This is a genomic window from Muriicola marianensis (genome assembly GCF_014638095.1).
Lineage (GTDB): Bacteria > Bacteroidota > Bacteroidia > Flavobacteriales > Flavobacteriaceae > Muriicola > Muriicola marianensis.
On record NZ_BMFH01000001.1, the window covers coordinates 454,043 to 470,898 of the forward strand.

The 16,856-nt window shown below is 47.6% G+C and carries 11 protein-coding genes and 2 tRNA genes; 4 read left to right on the plus strand and 9 right to left on the minus strand.

Annotated features, from left to right (window positions below; all coding sequences use genetic code 11):
• Positions 1-27: 27 nt before the first annotated feature.
• From IEV19_RS02175 to IEV19_RS02185, 3 genes are all read right to left on the minus strand, one after another.
• Positions 28-657: a LuxR C-terminal-related transcriptional regulator gene (locus tag IEV19_RS02175; protein ID WP_188369064.1), complete on the minus strand. Its 630-nt coding sequence runs from the start codon at positions 655-657 to the stop codon at positions 28-30.
• 869 nt (positions 658-1,526) lie between these two features.
• Entirely contained in the window at positions 1,527-2,810 is a 1,284-nt protein-coding gene (locus IEV19_RS02180) for a TolB-like translocation protein (protein WP_188369065.1), read from the minus strand.
• Positions 2,811-4,107: 1,297 nt separating this feature from the next.
• Positions 4,108-4,192, minus strand: a tRNA-Ser gene (locus IEV19_RS02185).
• A gap of 223 nt (positions 4,193-4,415) precedes the next feature.
• On the opposite strand from IEV19_RS02185, the gene IEV19_RS02190 reads away from it, so the two are divergent.
• Positions 4,416-4,880 (plus strand): (2Fe-2S)-binding protein, encoded by a 465-nt coding sequence (locus IEV19_RS02190; protein WP_188369066.1) that lies wholly within the window; start codon positions 4,416-4,418, stop codon positions 4,878-4,880.
• A gap of 29 nt (positions 4,881-4,909) precedes the next feature.
• Positions 4,910-7,111 carry a xanthine dehydrogenase family protein molybdopterin-binding subunit gene (locus tag IEV19_RS02195; RefSeq protein ID WP_188369067.1) on the plus strand — a complete coding sequence of 734 codons (2,202 nt, stop codon included), beginning with the start codon at positions 4,910-4,912 and terminating at the stop codon, positions 7,109-7,111.
• 21 nt (positions 7,112-7,132) lie between these two features.
• Here the strand turns inward: IEV19_RS02195 and IEV19_RS02200 are convergent, their stop codons facing one another.
• Genes IEV19_RS02200 through IEV19_RS02210 form a run of 3 tightly spaced genes read right to left on the minus strand, consistent with a single transcriptional unit; the run spans position 7,133 to position 10,655 of the window.
• Positions 7,133-8,140, minus strand: coding sequence for a 4-hydroxyproline epimerase (locus IEV19_RS02200; RefSeq protein ID WP_188369068.1), 1,008 nt, complete (start codon positions 8,138-8,140; stop codon positions 7,133-7,135).
• Positions 8,141-8,146: 6 nt separating this feature from the next.
• Positions 8,147-9,730: an aldehyde dehydrogenase (NADP(+)) gene (locus IEV19_RS02205; RefSeq protein ID WP_188369069.1), complete on the minus strand. Its 1,584-nt coding sequence runs from the start codon at positions 9,728-9,730 to the stop codon at positions 8,147-8,149.
• A gap of 10 nt (positions 9,731-9,740) precedes the next feature.
• Positions 9,741-10,655: a dihydrodipicolinate synthase family protein gene (locus tag IEV19_RS02210; RefSeq protein ID WP_188369070.1), complete on the minus strand. Its 915-nt coding sequence runs from the start codon at positions 10,653-10,655 to the stop codon at positions 9,741-9,743.
• A gap of 199 nt (positions 10,656-10,854) precedes the next feature.
• Between IEV19_RS02210 and IEV19_RS02215 the strand changes: the two genes are divergently transcribed.
• Positions 10,855-12,414, plus strand: coding sequence for a M28 family metallopeptidase (locus tag IEV19_RS02215; RefSeq protein WP_188369071.1), 1,560 nt, complete (start codon positions 10,855-10,857; stop codon positions 12,412-12,414).
• A 112-nt stretch (positions 12,415-12,526) separates the two neighbouring features.
• Here IEV19_RS02215 and IEV19_RS02220 read toward each other — a convergent pair.
• Positions 12,527-12,602: transfer RNA gene (locus tag IEV19_RS02220), tRNA-His, on the minus strand.
• A 245-nt stretch (positions 12,603-12,847) separates the two neighbouring features.
• On the opposite strand from IEV19_RS02220, the gene IEV19_RS02225 reads away from it, so the two are divergent.
• A complete protein-coding gene (locus IEV19_RS02225; protein WP_229732455.1) occupies positions 12,848-14,935 on the plus strand; it encodes a tetratricopeptide repeat-containing sensor histidine kinase in 2,088 nt (695 codons plus the stop codon).
• Here the strand turns inward: IEV19_RS02225 and bshB1 are convergent.
• Both bshB1 and IEV19_RS02235 read right to left on the minus strand, forming a co-directional pair.
• Positions 14,932-15,654, minus strand: a complete 723-nt coding sequence (gene bshB1, locus IEV19_RS02230) for a bacillithiol biosynthesis deacetylase BshB1 (RefSeq protein WP_188369072.1) — start codon at positions 15,652-15,654, stop codon at positions 14,932-14,934. The genes IEV19_RS02225 and bshB1 overlap by 4 nt on opposite strands.
• Before the next feature lie 12 nt (positions 15,655-15,666).
• Positions 15,667-16,845, minus strand: a complete 1,179-nt coding sequence (locus tag IEV19_RS02235) for a trans-sulfuration enzyme family protein (RefSeq protein ID WP_188369073.1) — start codon at positions 16,843-16,845, stop codon at positions 15,667-15,669.
• Positions 16,846-16,856: the final 11 nt, after the last annotated feature.

Sequence of the window (16,856 nt, forward strand, 5' to 3'; positions counted from 1 at the left end):
CCCACCATAAGGACTACTTCTTCCGGATTAGGCCGCATCCATATTCCTGATCTTCTTCAGAGCCTCGGATTTTGAGTTCACGTCCAATTTCAGGTAGATGTTCTGGATATGGAAATTCACCGTGCTGGGGGTGACATAGAGCTGGTCTGCAATCTCCTTGTAGGTTGCTCCTTTGCTAAGCCATTCAATGATCTGGTTCTCCCGCTCGGAGAAAAATTCATAGGTCTTTTTCCTGTACATACTTATGATCTTTTTGGCCACATCAGAGCTGAGGGCAGCCCCTTCATTCCTTACGGCATTAAGGGCCTGTCGTAGCCGTTTTTTCCCTACGGGTTTGGTTAAATAACCTTCCGCCCCGTTGCGGAAAGCCTTCATGATTTTTTCGTAATCGTCTTCCTGGCTCACCATGATGACGGTAGCTGAGTTTTGAATCTTTTGGAATGCTGACAAGCCTTCTATGCCGGAGAGTCCGGTAAAGGATACTTCTGTAAGGACGATATCCGGGCTAACCCTGTCAAAATCCTCGAGTGCGTCCTCGACCCTCCAGTACATTCCGGCCAGGTCGTATTCCCGGTAGCTGCTGAAGTAATAGCTGTATCGCTCATGGAATCCGGGATCACTGTCGATCGCAATAACTTTTAAAGTAGTTCTGTTCATCTTCACAAAATTTAAAGGATGGATGTCTCATGTGTTCGCATGGTCCGCCGTGGGTCAGGATCTGTGTTAGATATGTTCTAAAGAAAAATCAGAATCCTGTCCTTTAAGCCAGGATGGCATTTGATGGTCCACTTCCGATATGGGCAGGTGTAATGTACCCGCCACTTTACGGATCAACTATGCACACCATTCTCCTCTACATCCGATAGGGATGAGTTAGAAGAGGTCGTTCTTTTGAAGAATTTTTTACTGTGTGCGGAATTGCGTCCTGAAGTTAGGTGAAGTTGAGAATGGAAGGTGCGTATGCTCCATTCAAAAAAACTGTAGGTAGAGTTCATTTCCATAGGATCGAGATTTGGGATTATCGATTTACGAAGGAAAAAATTAGAAATTACCCTTATTCTGACCTAGGAAATGCAGATTTTTTCGATAAAATGTAAAAAAAGTGTGTATTTCATCGGATTTTTAACAAAAAAACCGACTGGGTAGTTTGTAAAAAAGCTGCTTATCCAGGTTAAAATTAACTACCGATCATAGCTTAGTTATCGTGTTACCTGTCAAAGCAAATTTGAATTATTGCGACCTGAGATTGAAAGAATAATCGGCCAGATATACACGATACAATCTTTTATGAGAGATCATATCAACGCCCGGCATCCGAGATGTGCGTATGCCTGATCGGCTTGGTACCATCTGAATGCCTTTTGTTCCCGGGGACAGAGGACAGTTGGCAGGGAGCAGATGAACCCCACAGATATCCGGCCGATTGTCATTCTTTCATGATATTCAGGTTAGCAGCACAAGTAATTATATGTCTGCGTCAACAGAATCTTGGGTTTGGAGGTTATTTCCAACATTTTCATCCCGAGTTAATCCTCGTAATAAATATTGGTATATACGCTATTTGGATCCATGGGCAGCAGCTCCAGGAAATCGTATTTCCTTTTAGGGGTAGATGCGTCCTGGGTTTCCTCCTTTACTGAGAACACCAGCTGACGGGCCTCCTGGTCGAGGTTTCCTCGATTAGACATGATAATGGCCAAACCTTCTTCAGCTTTCAGACTCATCGCAAAGTCGTCCTGGGAACTGTTGAAAGGTGCGCCAAGGTTCTGGGCCACACCTACCTTACGGGCTTCCACCTGCACGGCGAAAAGGTCGAGTCCGCCCATCCCTTCCCTCCCATTGGAGGCAAAGAAGAGGAGGTTATCGCCTACAAGATTTGGGAACATTTCGTTCTTTTTAGTATTGACCTTTTCACCCAGGTTCTTGGCGATACCAAAACTTCCGTCCTTCCTGATATCGGCTACGTAGATGTCGTATTTACCAAAAGTACCGGGCATGTCGGAGGCGAAGAACAGGCGTTGCCCGTCCGGGGAAATGGTAGGGTGAAGGGCCGAAGCGTATTTCGGGACGACCCCTACCTCAGTCACGTTGATCCATTGCCCGTCGTGGTATTCCGTCCTGTAGATCTTGTGTATGGGTTCTTTTTTAGAGAAAAGTCCATACTCGGGTTTAAGGTACACGGCCTTGCTGAAATAGGCGGTCAATCCGTCTGCAGATACAGCAACCGGGGGGGTGTATCCTTTAGCCGACAGCCGGAAGTCAGGACGAGAAATATCAGAACCCTGTGACCCGAGACCTGCCAGTTCGTAAAGCGACTCCATGGCCTTCTCTCTTTGCAGAGGATCTGTCAGGGGCAGCCGAAAGTTTTGCCTGCGGGTCAGTTCGGTCTTTGCCGGGGAAACTTTTTTACCTGCCTGATATTCCTCCCGGATGTCAGAGTACCAATCGGTTTGAGAAACGGACTTTTTAAAATCAGCGATCCCTGCTTTGTGCATAGAAACCTGGTACCGATCTATATACCTTTTGGAAATAGCATCGGTTCCGACGAGGTCGATCAGTTTCTGGTACCAAAAAGCAGCGGTAACATAATTCTCAGCGAGGAAATTGGCGTTGCCGAGGTCCTCGAAGATCTCTTTCTCAGTGTATCCCAGCCTGGAGAGTTCCAGATAGTCCTCGATACGTTTGTCGGCCTCGATCTTTTTAGCCAGTTCCTGAGAAATAAATTTGTTTTCCTGAGCCATTACGGGGCTGCAGAGGAGCGGCATCAAAGCTGCCGCCACGAATTGAAAATAGAGCGTAAAATTCTTCATAAGGTAAGATATTGGGGTTCATCAGGACTAATTTCGCAAGAGTCTTTTTCAGGGAATTATCAATTTTTCACAGGATTTTGAGTCCATTCTTCGATGAACTGCACGGAAATCATTTCGTTGCTAACAATTTTTCACAGTTTCGATAAATCGATCGTAAAAATCGACCGGGGATACAGCTTAGAATCCATATGTTAAAGCCATGAAATTTTGCCTTGTAATTTATCCTGAAAAAGACTCCTTTTATCGATAAATCGAATGTAGATTTTGGGAAGATCGAATTCCCGTTGATTCACGATCTGGTATGTACATATTTTCAGGGGTTCTTAACCCCACCCCAATCTTAAATTAAACTCCAAAGCTGCATAATACAATCAGGACCAAAAACATATGAATTGTAGAATAATCCCATAAAACAGGTCTTCTAAAATTGAATATTGGAGAATAGATGTATTGATCTTTTGAGGTTGGACTTCAATCACATACTACAAATTAAAATCTATCCGTCGAACATTCCCGGGACTGCTAACCCCACCCCAGATTCAAATTAAACCCCAGGGCTGCATTATACAATCAGGACCTAAGACATATAGTATGTTGAATACTCCCAAGACAGGCAGGAATTGAAATGGATTGTCGAGTAATAGTTTCTTGATGAATTGAAGGCGTGCTTACAATACTTCATTAACTAATAAATCCTTTCTGAACATTATTCACAGTAGTTCTAATTGTTTACTAAATCAGGTCACTTACAGCCAAATGGTCTCCAACCCAAAAATTCATCACTCCCGGGGTTTTCAACCCCTCCCCAATTCCAAACTATGCCAGGGCACCGCAACATACAATCAGAAACTGCACGATAATGTATTATACATAAGTATCCCGGATAAGCATGAAAACCCGGACCGAGCTGCACTTCTGGAGTTTCGGTTATTTGGGGATTAGCTGCGCTGATCCCAGGCGGGAGACATCCAAAGAAAAGCATCCCTCTCGGGTTGCTATTTTTTATTCCCTTTCGTCAATCTGAAGCAAGTTTCATTGACCTTGGGATTAGCTGCGCTGATCCCAGATTGGAAATCCGGGGCAAGCATGAAAACCCGAACCAAGCTGCGCTTGGTGGGTGTTCAATTAGTCTGGGATTAACTCCGTTGATCCCATTTTGAGAATCCGGGGCAAGCATGAAAACCCGAACCAAGCTGCGCTTGGTGGGTGTTTTTATTTCCCTGCGCCTTTTCGAAGCAAGCTTCGAAGGCTGCGGGAAATAAAAAAACCCGCAACTTCTGTTGCGGGTTTTCTTTTGCGGAGGAAGAGGGATTCGAACCCCCGGAGGTGTGACCCTCAACAGTTTTCAAGACTGCCGCATTCGACCACTCTGCCATTCCTCCTTAGCGGGTGCAAATATAGGAAGCTTTTTTTGTTCTCAGAAGAAATTTTTCAGATTTGAAATTGAACTATCCCATAAATAGCAGGGTGTGATCACCTGGATCTTCGGGGTCATTTAACGACACTCCTGGTGTTGATAACTTTAACACGGTAAACACGGTTATATAAGTCAGGGAATGGAATTATTCACTATCTTGAAGGTTATCAACTCCTTACAATAATATTATGGCTAATTACTCCCTGAAAATCAACGGAAAGAGCGTTGAAGTGGACGTGGATCCCAATACCCCGGTACTTTGGGTTCTAAGGGACCACCTCAATCTAGTAGGTACAAAATACGGGTGCGGAATTGCACAATGCGGTTCCTGTACCATCCATCTGGGTGATGCGGCAGTACGATCCTGTCAGCTACCTGTTGCCGTTGTCGGCAGCCAGGAAATCACCACTATAGAAGGCCTCTCCGAAAATGGCGACCATCCAGTACAGCAGGCCTGGCTGGAGCACGACGTGCCCCAGTGCGGTTACTGCCAGGCCGGGCAGATCATGTCTGCAGCCGCCCTACTCAAGAACAACCCTAACCCTTCCGATGCCGATATCGATGCCGTTATGGACGGGAATATTTGCCGATGTGGTACCTATGTAAGAATCAAACAGGCGATCAAGACCGCTGCCAATACCCAAAACGCCTGATCACAACAGGCCTATAAAAATAAAAGATCATGACCAAGATACGGACACAATACAACAGACGTTCATTTATCAAAATATCGGCCGCAGCCGGTGGTGGTATGCTCATCGGATTCAGCTGGCTCAATGCCTGTAAACCTAATGCCCCTGAGATGGCGGCAGGTCTACCACTACCGGAAGAATGGTACGAGATCAACGGCTATATCAAGATCGGAGATACAGGGTTGGTGACCATCTATTCGCCCAACCCGGAGATCGGACAGAATGTAAGGACCTCCATGCCCATGATCGTGGCAGAGGAGCTCGATGTACCCTGGGACCACGTGGTCGTGGAACAGGCACCACTAAATACAGGATTCTACCAGAATCAGTTTGCGGGTGGTAGTTTGTCTATCCGACTTAGCTGGAATGCCCTGCGCATGGCGGGTGCTACAGGCAGGCGCATGCTTCTGGAAGCTGCTGCCAAGGAATGGGGCTTGGGAGTGGCAGATCTCAATGCCAGTGAAGGGGTAATTTCAGAGATCAATGGAGATAGATCGATTTCTTACGGAGAAATCGCTTCCAATGCTGTTGGCATTGAAATCCCTGAGGAAGTGGAACTCAAGGAAGTCAAAGATTTCAAACTGATCGGTACCAGCCAGAAGAACGTAGACGGGAAAAAAATCATCACAGGAGAACCTCTTTTTGGGCTGGATTTCCATCGCGATGGAATGAAGCTCGCCATGATTGCACATCCACCTGCTTTTGGCATGACCGTGGGAGATTTTAATGCAGATGAGATCAAGGGAATGCCCGGAGTGGATGATGCTTTCGTGATCGACATTTCTATCGATGAGCCAGCTATGTTTGATGAAAAAGGCTTTCACCAGCTCGTAGCTATTGTAGGTGAGTCTACCTGGCCCTTGATGAAGGCTAAAAATGCACTCAGGGTGAACTGGCAGACCACAGGAGAGCTGGAAAGCACTGCCATCCACAAAAAACGACTCGCGGATGCCCTGGTAAATGGTCAGGTACAGGAGAGCAGAAAAGACGGGAATCCGGAAGCTGCTTTCCGCAGAGCGGCCAAGGTCATAGAACGCACCTATAACGCCCCCTTTATTGCGCACAATACGCTGGAGCCTATGAACTTCTTTGCCCATGTCACTGCAGACAAGGCAGAACTCATTGGCCCTACCCAGACTCCGGAAGCCCTGGAAGGTTCTGTAGCCAAATTACTGGGGATGCCTATTGAGAACATTACCGTCAACATGACGAGGATAGGCGGAGGATTTGGACGCCGGCTCTATGTGCATTTTGGTCTTGAGGCCGCTGCTATTTCCAAGCAAATTGGCGGCCCCGTCAAATTGATCTACACCCGGGAAGACGACATGACCCAGGGCACCTACAGACCTACCTACAGTTCTGTATACAAAGCAGGTCTGGATGAAAACAATAACCTGATCGCCTTTTCAGTCAGAGGAGCAGGATTACCGGAAGGCCCCGTTTTCCCGAACAGGTTCCCGGCCGGAACAATTGAAAATTATTCAGCCGAAAAGATCCTGGCTCCTACCAATGTGACCACAGGTGCCTGGAGGGCACCCAGGTCTAACTTTACCGCAGGGGCCGAACAGTCCTTCCTGGATGAAGTGGCAGAACTGGCCGGTAAAGATCCCATAGATTTCCGCCTCGAACTGTTTGACAGGGCTATCAATGATCCCGTTGGAGCGGAGTTCGACTACGATGCGGAGCGGTATGCGGGAGTCCTCAAACTCGTTAGGGAAAAATCTAATTGGAATACCCCAATGGAAGGGGTACACAGGGGTGTAGCCGCCTATTTCTGCCATTCCACCTATGTGGCGGAAGTCTTTGATATGGTTATGGAGAACGGAAACCCCGTTATTCAAAAGGTATGGTGCGCCGTGGATTGTGGAATAGTCGTAAATCCTGATGCAGCTGCCAATATGATACAGGGAGGTGTGGTTGATGGAATTGGCCACGCCATGTACAGTCAGCTAACCTTCGAGAACGGGTCCCCCCGGGAGATGAACTTTGATACGTACAAGCTCATCCGCCACTCACAGGCTCCGAGAGAGATCGAAGTGTTCTTTGTGGAAAACGAGATCGCCCCGACCGGACTCGGTGAGCCAGGGCTGCCACCAGCCATGGGCGCTTTGGCTAATGCCATGTACAAGGCGACCGGAGTTCGCTATTACGACCAGCCTTTTATGGGTATGGAAAGGAAAGTAATTGGTTGATCAACGGGCTTCGCTTGCAGGTCAGATAACCTGAAATCCGTGGGCAAAAGGATCGGCATCATCTATGGTGATCCTGTTATAGCCTGTGGTTTTTGCCCATCCCTGAATTCCGGGAATAATAGCTCTATGGTCCCCTACCCGGGTAATGCCTTCAATGGTACCGGTAAAGGTAGACCCTATGATACTTTCGTGTACAAATGGATCTCCTTCCTGTAATTTACCCTTGGCATACCACTGGGCCATCCTGGCTGATGTACCCGTACCACAGGGTGATCTGTCAATGGCTTTTTCTCCGTAAAAGACCGCATTCCGGGCTGTGGAAGTCAATGCAACCGGCTCTCCCGTCCACATGAGATGACTCACATCCCTGATCGTTGGATCTTCCGGATGAACAAACCGATCCGGGTACTTTTCATTGATCTTTTGGCGGATAAGTGGACTGAGCTGGACGAGCTGGCTCGCAGTGAAATGAGATAAGCCTTTATAATTCTCCTGCGGATCTATGATCACATAGAAATTGCCCCCGTAGGCCACATCAAAGATCAGCCTACCCAAGACAGGGCAATCGACCTCTAACTTTTCAGCGGCGAGGTAAGAAGGTACGTTCCTGAGTTTTACCCAGGCTACTTTTCCTTTCTCCATACCGTATTGTGCAACAATGGTACCGGCCGGGGCCTCCATCCTGACCTCCCCCTGGGTTTTCGGAATCACCACCTTTTCCTCTATCGCCATCGTGATGGTCCCAATGGCACCATGGCCACACATAGGCAGGCAACCGCTGGTCTCAATGAACAGGATCCCAAAGTCGTTTTCGGGATTGGCAGGTGGGTAGAGGATACTTCCGCTCATCATGTCATGACCCCGGGGCTCAAACATCAGGCCTTTTCTTATCCAGTCGTATTCCTTTAAAAAATGTTGTCGCTTTTCACTCATGGTGGCCCCCTTGAGGTCCGGGCCTCCTTTCACCACCAGCCTGACGGGATTGCCGCAGGTATGACCGTCTACGCAGTAAAATGTCTGCCTCGCCATGGGGTATTATACTTTGTCCCGGGTAAGTTTTCCATTGACCCGCCTTAGTAAACTTAAGGGGTTCGCATTTTGAAGTGCCGGTGGCAGGAGGGAATCCGGGCAATTTTGAAAACACACCGGCCTTAGCCAGCGATTGATCGCATCTTCCCCAACGGCCGTAAACCGGTTATCTGTAGTGGCCGGGTATGGTCCGCCGTGATGCATGGATGCACAGACCTCTACTCCTGTAGGCACTCCATTAAAGATAAGTCGGCCGACCCTTTCCTTTAGTTGCCTTAACAGGAAATCATATCCTGCCAGTTCCTCGGGAGTCCCGATCACTGACGCAGTGAGTTGCCCTTCGATCAGAGCAACCGAACGTTCAAGGTCCTCGATGTTCTGACATATCACTAATAAGGAAAAGGGACCAAACACCTCCTGGTGCAGCCTTGGGTTCTCCCTGAAATCAGCGGCTTTTACTTTCAGAATGGTAGGTCTGCCCACATTGGGTTTTGCTGTATCACTCAGTTCTGCAATGATGGAGGTACCTTTTTGTTCTCTGGCCTGTTCCCTTCCCCGGTTGTATTTCTCGGCGATGTCCGGGTGGAGCATGGTGGAGGGTGATATCCTGAGTATTTCCTCCGAAAGTAATTCCGTAAAGCGATCCAGGTCCGAATTCTCAATCCCCATCAGGATCCCCGGATTCGTACAAAACTGCCCGCTCCCCAGAGTTACCGAGCCGGCAATGGTCCTGGCCCATGAATCTTTTTCCTTCTTCAAGATCTCCGGCAGAAGGATCACGGGATTGACACTTCCCATTTCAGCAAATACCGGGATGGGTTCTTCCCTCGATGCGGCCAGATTGAAAAGCGCACGCCCGCCCCCGTGGCTGCCGGTAAAGCCAACGGCCTTGACATGAGGATGTTTTACAAGTGCTTCCCCCACCCCATGTCCTTTGCTGTTGAGATGCGAAAACACCCCTTCCGGCAGACCGTGTTTTCTAGCAGCTGCGGCAATGGCTGATGACACTATATTCCCGGTTCCTGCGTGCATAGGGTGCCCTTTGACGATCACCGGACAGCCGGCAGCTAGTGCACTGGCCGTATCCCCACCGGCGGAGGAATAAGCTAATGGGAAATTGCTGGCTCCAAAGACCACAACAGGTCCTACAGGTACCATCATTTTCCTGAGATCCACTCTGGGATTGGGTTCACGATGTGGGAGGGCGGTATCAATACTCGGTTGAACATAGGAACCTTCTTCCACGAGCTTGGCATACAATTCTAATTGTCCGACGGTCCTGCCCCGCTCCCCTCTTGCCCGGCCTTCAGGCAAGCCCGATTCGGAACAATACAGATCGATCAGGTCATCACCAAGAGCCATGATCTCTTCAGCTATGGAGCGAAGAAACCTGGCCCGGGTCTCCTTGCTGGTTTCCGCATAAAAACCGGCAGCACTGTGCGCAAGGCCTACGGCCTCCTCTACCTCCTCCCGCGAGGCTTCGTAAAAAACGATCTCATTCTCCTTATTCAGTATGGGGTTTATCGTCCTGAACGTGACATTTCCCCTCTGGGTCCTGTCATATCCTATTATATTCTTTCCGTCTAACATATCAATGCTTCTATGAATAGGTAAGCTGAGACAAAACAGGCCTGTTGGCGAGGGCCGTCTCTATGATCCGTAATACCCTTTGCCTCTCTTCTCCCTGAAGCGGGAGCCTTGGTGCCCTCACATGCTCACTGCCAAGTCCGGTGGCCACTTCTGCCAACTTGATATTCTGAACGAGCTGGGGATTGATGTCCAGTTCCAGTAAAGGCATGAACCAGCGATAAATAGCCAGTGCTTCCTTGAACTGTCCAGCTTTAGCCAATTTGTAAATGGCAACCGTCTCTTCCGGAAAAGCACAGACTAGTCCGGCTACCCATCCGTCGGCTCCTGCGACCATGCTTTCGAAGGCCAGGGTATCCACTCCGCACAATATCTTTAATCGTTCCCCGAAGCTGTTGCGCAAACGCGTAATATTGGTAATGTCGCGCGTGGATTCTTTAACCGCCTGAATATTCCTGAATTTGAGCAGGGTATCAAACATGTCAAGAGTTACCTCTATCCCATAGTCTACCGGATTGTTATAGATCATGATCGGAAGATCCGTACTGCGTGCAACTTCCGAGAAATAGGTAACAGTCTCATGTGCTGTGGCCTTGTATCGCATTGGGGGCAACATCATCAGTCCGTCCGCTCCAAATTGTTGAGCATTCTCAGCTGCCAGGATAGCTCCTTTGGTAGATTGTTCTGCTATGTTGATGATTACCGGTACGCTCTCCTTCACATGAGCCACCGTTGCCCTTACCAGTTCTTCCTTTTCGCCATCCTCGAGGGTGCTGGCTTCTCCAAGTGTCCCACCGAGAATGATCCCGCTAACTCCCGCCTTTAACTGGGCCTCAATATTCTTCAGAAAGAGATCCAGATCCAGGGTATCTTCTGTTGTAAACTTTGTGGTCACAGCTGGCATGACCCCTTCCCATACTACCTTCATACTGAAAAGACTTAGGCTGCAAAGTACATTTCTTTCTTTGCAAACACAAGGAATCTCCTATGTGAATTCAAATTGAAAAACACAGATAGAAACACTTGATTTTCAGCACCTCACAAGTGATCAGAATTCGAATTTTAATATCCCTTTGATACTTTTTCTGATAGTTTTACCTATTTTTGGGCCACTCAGAAAAATTGTTATGACAAAGTACTTACTTCTAACAGGCCTCCTCTGCGTGGCGGCCTGCAATTCGACCAGCAAAACAGCCAGTGCGCCTGTTGCTCAAACATCTATGGCAGACCCTGTGACCTACGCAGCTACCATCACGGAAAGCGAACTCAAGGATCACTTGTATACCTATGCCTCTGATGAATTTGAGGGCAGAGAAACAGGAACTGAAGGCCAGAAAAAGGCTGTCAATTATCTGCGTCAGCATTATATGGATTTAGGGATTCCTGCAGCCCAGGAAAACGGGGATTACTTTCAGAAGGTTCCTCTCGAAATGGCTAAACTACCCAAAGGATCCATAAAGGTCTCTGGGAAGGAATTTACGCTCGGGGAGGACTTCATTGCCTTTTATCCTTTTGAGGGAGAGTTTGATGAGGTAGTTTATGCCGGGTATGGGATAGATGATGAAAAGTATTCAGACTATCAGGGCCTGGATGTGAAAGGAAAGGTGATCCTTGCGCGCTCCGGAGAACCCATGTTGGAAGACGGGAATTATCTTCTGTCGGGAAATAATAAACCATCTTCCTGGGGAAATATGTCTGAGGGAATTGAAAAGAGAGTCGATGCAGCTCAGTCCAGAGGCGCCAGAGCAGTTCTTCTCATAGATGAAGACAATTTTAAGAGATACCTGAGGTACTACGAAAGGATGAAGGATTCGGACAGGGGTCGTCTCGGTTTTGCAGACGACAAGGAAAATCCTTCCCTCGTCCTGGTGAGCGAGGATATGGCCAAAGCAATTTTTCCAAAACTGGAATCCCTGAAAGGAAGTTATACTGAAGAAGTTGAGCTGTTTGCCAACCTGCAGAATTCCAATGAGCCTATTCCCACAGAAAATGTAGTGGCTTACATCAAGGGATCCGAGAAACCTGACGAATATATCGTGATCTCCTCCCACCTCGACCATATTGGGGTGTCGCGGGACGGAAGCATTAACAATGGAGCAGATGACGACGGTTCTGGATCCGTCGCCATGCTCGAGATCGCGGAAGCATTTCAAAAAGCTGTGGAGGCAGGCAACAGACCTAAACGATCTGTCGTTTTCCTGCATGTTACAGGCGAAGAAAAAGGATTGCTAGGATCTCGGTATTATACAGACTATGAGCCGATTTTTCCGCTGGAGAAAACTGTTGCCAACCTCAATATCGACATGATCGGAAGGATTGATCCGAAGAGGGAAGGTGACCGAAATTATATCTACCTGATCGGTTCTGATAAACTGAGTTCAGACCTGCACCGCCTATCTGAAGAGATTAATGACAGGTATACCAAGATCACCCTGGATTATACCTACAATGATGAAAATGATCCCAACAGATTCTATTACAGAAGTGATCACTACAACTTTGCCAAGAACAATGTGCCCATCATATTCTATTTCAATGGTACACATGCCGACTATCACCGCCCTGGTGACACGCCGGACAAGATCAACTACGATCTGCTTACCAATCGCGCCCGACTGGTATTCCACACGGCCTGGGCTGTGGCCAATCGGGATCAAAGGGTCATGGTAGATAAGCTCTCAAAATAAGGATTCATCGAATCAACAAAAAAACCCCGCTAAACTGCGGGGTTTTTTCTTTACTTCATTTAGGCTGTTGCAAAAAAAAGTCCCGTTCTCTAAAACGGGACTTTGTTCTTTCGGGTGGAAGACCGGGCTCGAACCGGCGACCTCTGGAACCACAATCCAGCGCTCTAACCAACTGAGCTACAACCACCATAGCCAAGCGGTCGCAAAGGTAATTTTTTTTACCCAATGCATCAACATAAAACGATCGTAATTTTCTTCAGATTTTTAGGAACCCCTGATCGAGGTTTACCCTCTAAAGGCCCCTGATCGCGCTAGTTTTTCCGCCCAAACGTTCCTAAACATCGATATAACACACAAAAAACGGCATTTCACAACAATTATTAGAACAGGCTTCACCTCGGAATTATTTTTATAAATGCTTGATAACACAGGTATGAGTCAACGGGACATTTCTCTTTCCAGCCTAGCCGCAAGGTACTTCAGTACTTTGTGCTGTATTCTCGTTATGCTCTCCGGTGTGCAGAGTGAAGCCCAGGAAACCCGTGCAGACGAATTGAACGCCAGAATTAAAAAGCAGAAATCGCGTGCCAATTTCAGTGTTACGGACACCGTCTACATCGATCTGCTAAATGAACTTGCCAGGGAAATCCGATTCTACGATACAGACAGCTTACTGAACCTTTCCAAACGAGCACTTGAATACAGTAAAAAAGCTGAATATGCCAGAGGGCAAAGTGTAGCATACCTCCGTCAGGGGGATTATTTTTCTGATAAGGGGGAACGGGATGCTGCCATCAACAACTTTACAAAAGCACTGGTTCTCGCTAAAAATCTGGATGATAGTGCTCTTACTCTCCGCATCATCAATAACCTGGCGACAGAATACGCCTATAACGGGGATTACGCCAAGTCTTTGAACCACTATCTGGAAGGGGTTGAGATGGCTGAACTTAAGGGCGAGAAGGAAATGCTCTCCATTCTGAATGAGAATATAGCCGGGTTATACGAATCCCAGGAGGATCATGAACAGGCCCTTGTATTTTATCAAAAAGCAAAAAAACTGAATGACGAGCTGGGTGATGACATAAATTCTGCCATGACCATGAGCAATCTGGCCTCCCTTTATGCCGATATGGGTAAACTGGATTATGCCATGTTTAATGTGAATCGCAGTATTTCGATCTTTGAAAAGCATCGAGTCATGGACTGGCTGGCCTATGCCTATGAGACAAAGGGAAAGGTCTACCTGGAACAGGACAAGTATCAATGGGCCCTTTACTGGTACCGGCAGGGTGAATTGCTGCACGAAGACCTGGATGATGACCGGGGTAAGATCGACCTGTACAATGGCATGGCCAAAGCTTACCTGGGAAAGGGAATTGACAGTCTCTCCCAGCGTTATGCCATGCAGGCCTTCGATATATCTAATGACATCAAGTTTCCTGAGGGAACCAGGGAATGTGCTTATACTCTATATCTCGTCAACAAGAAAAACGGTAATTTCCAAAAGGCCCTGGCCTTTCACGAGATCTATGAAGAAATTGCAGAAACCCTGCATCGACTGGAAAACAAAAAGAGTCTTACTCTGTTAAAGACACGGTCTGAATACGATCAGCAAAAACAAGAACTGATCGAAGCCAATGAACAAGCCCTGGCCAGGCAGCGTGGTCTGATCTATGCGGCCATCATCGTTCTTATCATCTTTGCGATCATTACCTTTTTTATCAAAAGGGCTGAAAAGATCCAGAAAAAACTCAATGCCGAATTACAGGCCAAAAAGGAGATCCTGGAAGAGCATGAGGCTGCTTTGGTCGACAGTAATGAAACCAAGACGAAGCTCTTCTCTATTATAGGTCACGACCTCAGGGGGCCTATCGGCTCTCTGCAGGGATTGCTGCAAATGTTCAGTGATGGCGAAATGACCAAGGATGAATTCTTCCAGTTTATCCCCAAACTTAAAAAGGATGTAGACCATATATATTTCACCCTGAATAATCTGCTTTCCTGGGGAAATTCACAGATGAATGGTGCCACCGTAAAACCTTCTGTTTTTGCCTTGGAATCCCTGGTAGACGACAATATCAACCTGCTCTCGGAACTCGCCAAATCTAAGTCCATTAAGATCGTCAGTGAACTGGCCGGGAATACCTTGATCTGGTCAGACAGCAATCAAATTGATATCGTCATCAGAAACCTGATCAGCAACGCCCTGAAATTCACCCCGGAGAACGGGATGATCACCATTAAGGCAAGAGAGAACAACGACCTGTGGGAAGTGTCTGTAAGGGATACCGGTGTCGGTATGGACAAGGTCACAATCGAGAAACTCTTCAAGAAAAACTCCAATATCTCCACCTATGGTACCAACAATGAGAAAGGTACCGGACTCGGTCTTTCACTTTGTAAGGAAATGGTGGAAAAGAACGGGGGTTCTATCTGGGTAGAAAGTGTGCTGAGAAAAGGAAGTACTTTTTTCTTTACGCTGCCTAAAGCCGAAGACAAATACAGCCAGGCGAGCTAGAATATATCGCTTAGACTATTGACACCTACGAACCGTTCGACGGTAAATCCTTCAGCGTGCTCCACCCCGACAATCCTGCCCAAGTCACGAGCCCTGTAAGCTACACTGTCTGTAAAATTCTTGCTGCTGATGGGTGTGCTGGGTTCTTTGCTGTCAGGATCATAGAACTGGGAGGCATATGCCCCGATCGATTCCATTTTTTTGTCGATAAACCCGGTAATATCAACCACGAAATCGGGCTTTAGATTCTTCCATTGTATGTAGTGATAGACCTGTTTCGGACGCCAGGCATCCTGCCACTGATCATCCCCTTCTGCCATGGTATCAATCTTTACCAAACCACTTAAAAAACAGGCATGACTAACCAGTTCGCTGGCCTTCGCATGATCTATATGCCTGTCGTGTACGGCATTGCAAAGGACGATTTCGGGTCGGTAGGTCCTTATTTTCTTGATCAATGCCATCTGGTGCTTCCTGTCATTGACAAAAAAACCATCGGCAAATTCCATATTTTCCCGTACACTCAGGCCCAGGATCTTCGCTGAGGCTTCGGCTTCCCTGTCCCTGATCTCTGCGGTCCCACGGGTCCCGAGTTCCCCACGTGTCAGGTCGATGATCCCTACCTTCTTACCGAGGGATATCTCCTTGGCAATAGTTCCTCCTGCGCCCAGTTCCGCATCGTCTGGATGGGCACCAAATACTAGAATATCTAATTTCATAGATTCAAAAGATTAATGGGAATGAGCGGTCACTCCTTTTTTCCTGACCGCCAGTATGGCCTGTTCAATATCGTCCATCAGGTCCTGAACTTCTTCTATACCAACAGAGAAGCGTATAAGACCATCTCTTATCCCCTGCTTTTCCCTCTCCTCCGGACTCAGCAATGCATGAGAGGTCTGGGATGGGGACAGTACCGTACTCTCAACACCGGCAAGGCTCATAGAAGATTTTATAAGTTTCAGGGATTTTTGAAACAGGGATGCATCTATTTCTTCATGCAATTCAAAAGACATCATTCCCCCAAAGCCGTGCATTTGTTTTGCAGCGATATCGTGATCCGGATGATCCTTCAGCCCGGGGTAATACACCTTACTGATATGCGGATGCCGGTTCAGCCATTCGGCCATTTGCTGCGCATTTTCGTTTTGTGCCTTCACGCGGATGCCCATGGTCTTGATACTCCTTTCAAGCAACCAGACCGTGTAATCACTAAGGCTTCCTCCCAGATTTTTGGCCAGATTAAAGATCCGTTCCATATGAACTGCAGAGCAGGCTACAGCGCCTGCAAGGATATCCGAATGACCTCCCATATATTTGGTGGCGCTGTGAATGACTACATCGATACCAAAATCGACAGGGTTCTGGTTCACAGGGCTTGCAAAGGTATTGTCGATCATTGAGACGATGTTGTTCGCCCGGGCAATATCGGCGAACGCCTTAATATCCGTAATTGTCAACAAGGGGTTGGAAGGAGTCTCAATGTAAACCACACGAGTGGTGGGTCTTATGGCCTTTTTAAAAGAATCCGGGTCTGATCCGTCTATAAAGGTATATTCAATACCGAACTTCTCGAATTGCTCGGTGATCAGGTGATAGGTACCCCCGTAAAGCATGCGCTGCAGGACCACGTGGTCTCCTGCTTGCAAAAAGGCCAGCAATGCCGTACTTATAGCTGCCATGCCACTCCCGAAGATCATGGCTTCCTCAGCGTGTTCAAGGGCCGCGATTTTCTGAGAAAGGGCCATTTGGTTGGGGGTATTGAAATACCTGGGATACCGCTTGATATCCACATCCTCAAAAGCGTAGGAGGTACTCATGTAGAGTGGTGAGACAGCGCCTTTGAACAAGGAATCCTCTAGCTCTCCCACATGGGTACAAATGGTGTTAAGTCCCTTTTTCTTTGTCTTCATATGGCCAATGT

Bases quoted from the DNA above. Each gene is read 5' to 3' on its own strand.
- IEV19_RS02175 (WP_188369064.1), bottom strand. From the start codon at position 657: ATGAACAGAACTACTTTAAAAGTTATTGCGATCGACAGTGATCCCGGA.
- IEV19_RS02180 (WP_188369065.1), bottom strand. From the start codon at position 2,810: ATGAAGAATTTTACGCTCTATTTTCAATTCGTGGCGGCAGCTTTGATG.
- IEV19_RS02190 (WP_188369066.1), top strand. From the start codon at position 4,416: ATGGCTAATTACTCCCTGAAAATCAACGGAAAGAGCGTTGAAGTGGAC.
- IEV19_RS02195 (WP_188369067.1), top strand. From the start codon at position 4,910: ATGACCAAGATACGGACACAATACAACAGACGTTCATTTATCAAAATA.
- IEV19_RS02200 (WP_188369068.1), bottom strand. From the start codon at position 8,140: ATGGCGAGGCAGACATTTTACTGCGTAGACGGTCATACCTGCGGCAAT.
- IEV19_RS02205 (WP_188369069.1), bottom strand. From the start codon at position 9,730: ATGTTAGACGGAAAGAATATAATAGGATATGACAGGACCCAGAGGGGA.
- IEV19_RS02210 (WP_188369070.1), bottom strand. From the start codon at position 10,655: ATGAAGGTAGTATGGGAAGGGGTCATGCCAGCTGTGACCACAAAGTTT.
- IEV19_RS02215 (WP_188369071.1), top strand. From the start codon at position 10,855: ATGACAAAGTACTTACTTCTAACAGGCCTCCTCTGCGTGGCGGCCTGC.
- IEV19_RS02225 (WP_229732455.1), top strand. From the start codon at position 12,848: ATGAGTCAACGGGACATTTCTCTTTCCAGCCTAGCCGCAAGGTACTTC.
- bshB1 (WP_188369072.1), bottom strand. From the start codon at position 15,654: ATGAAATTAGATATTCTAGTATTTGGTGCCCATCCAGACGATGCGGAA.
- IEV19_RS02235 (WP_188369073.1), bottom strand. From the start codon at position 16,845: ATGAAGACAAAGAAAAAGGGACTTAACACCATTTGTACCCATGTGGGA.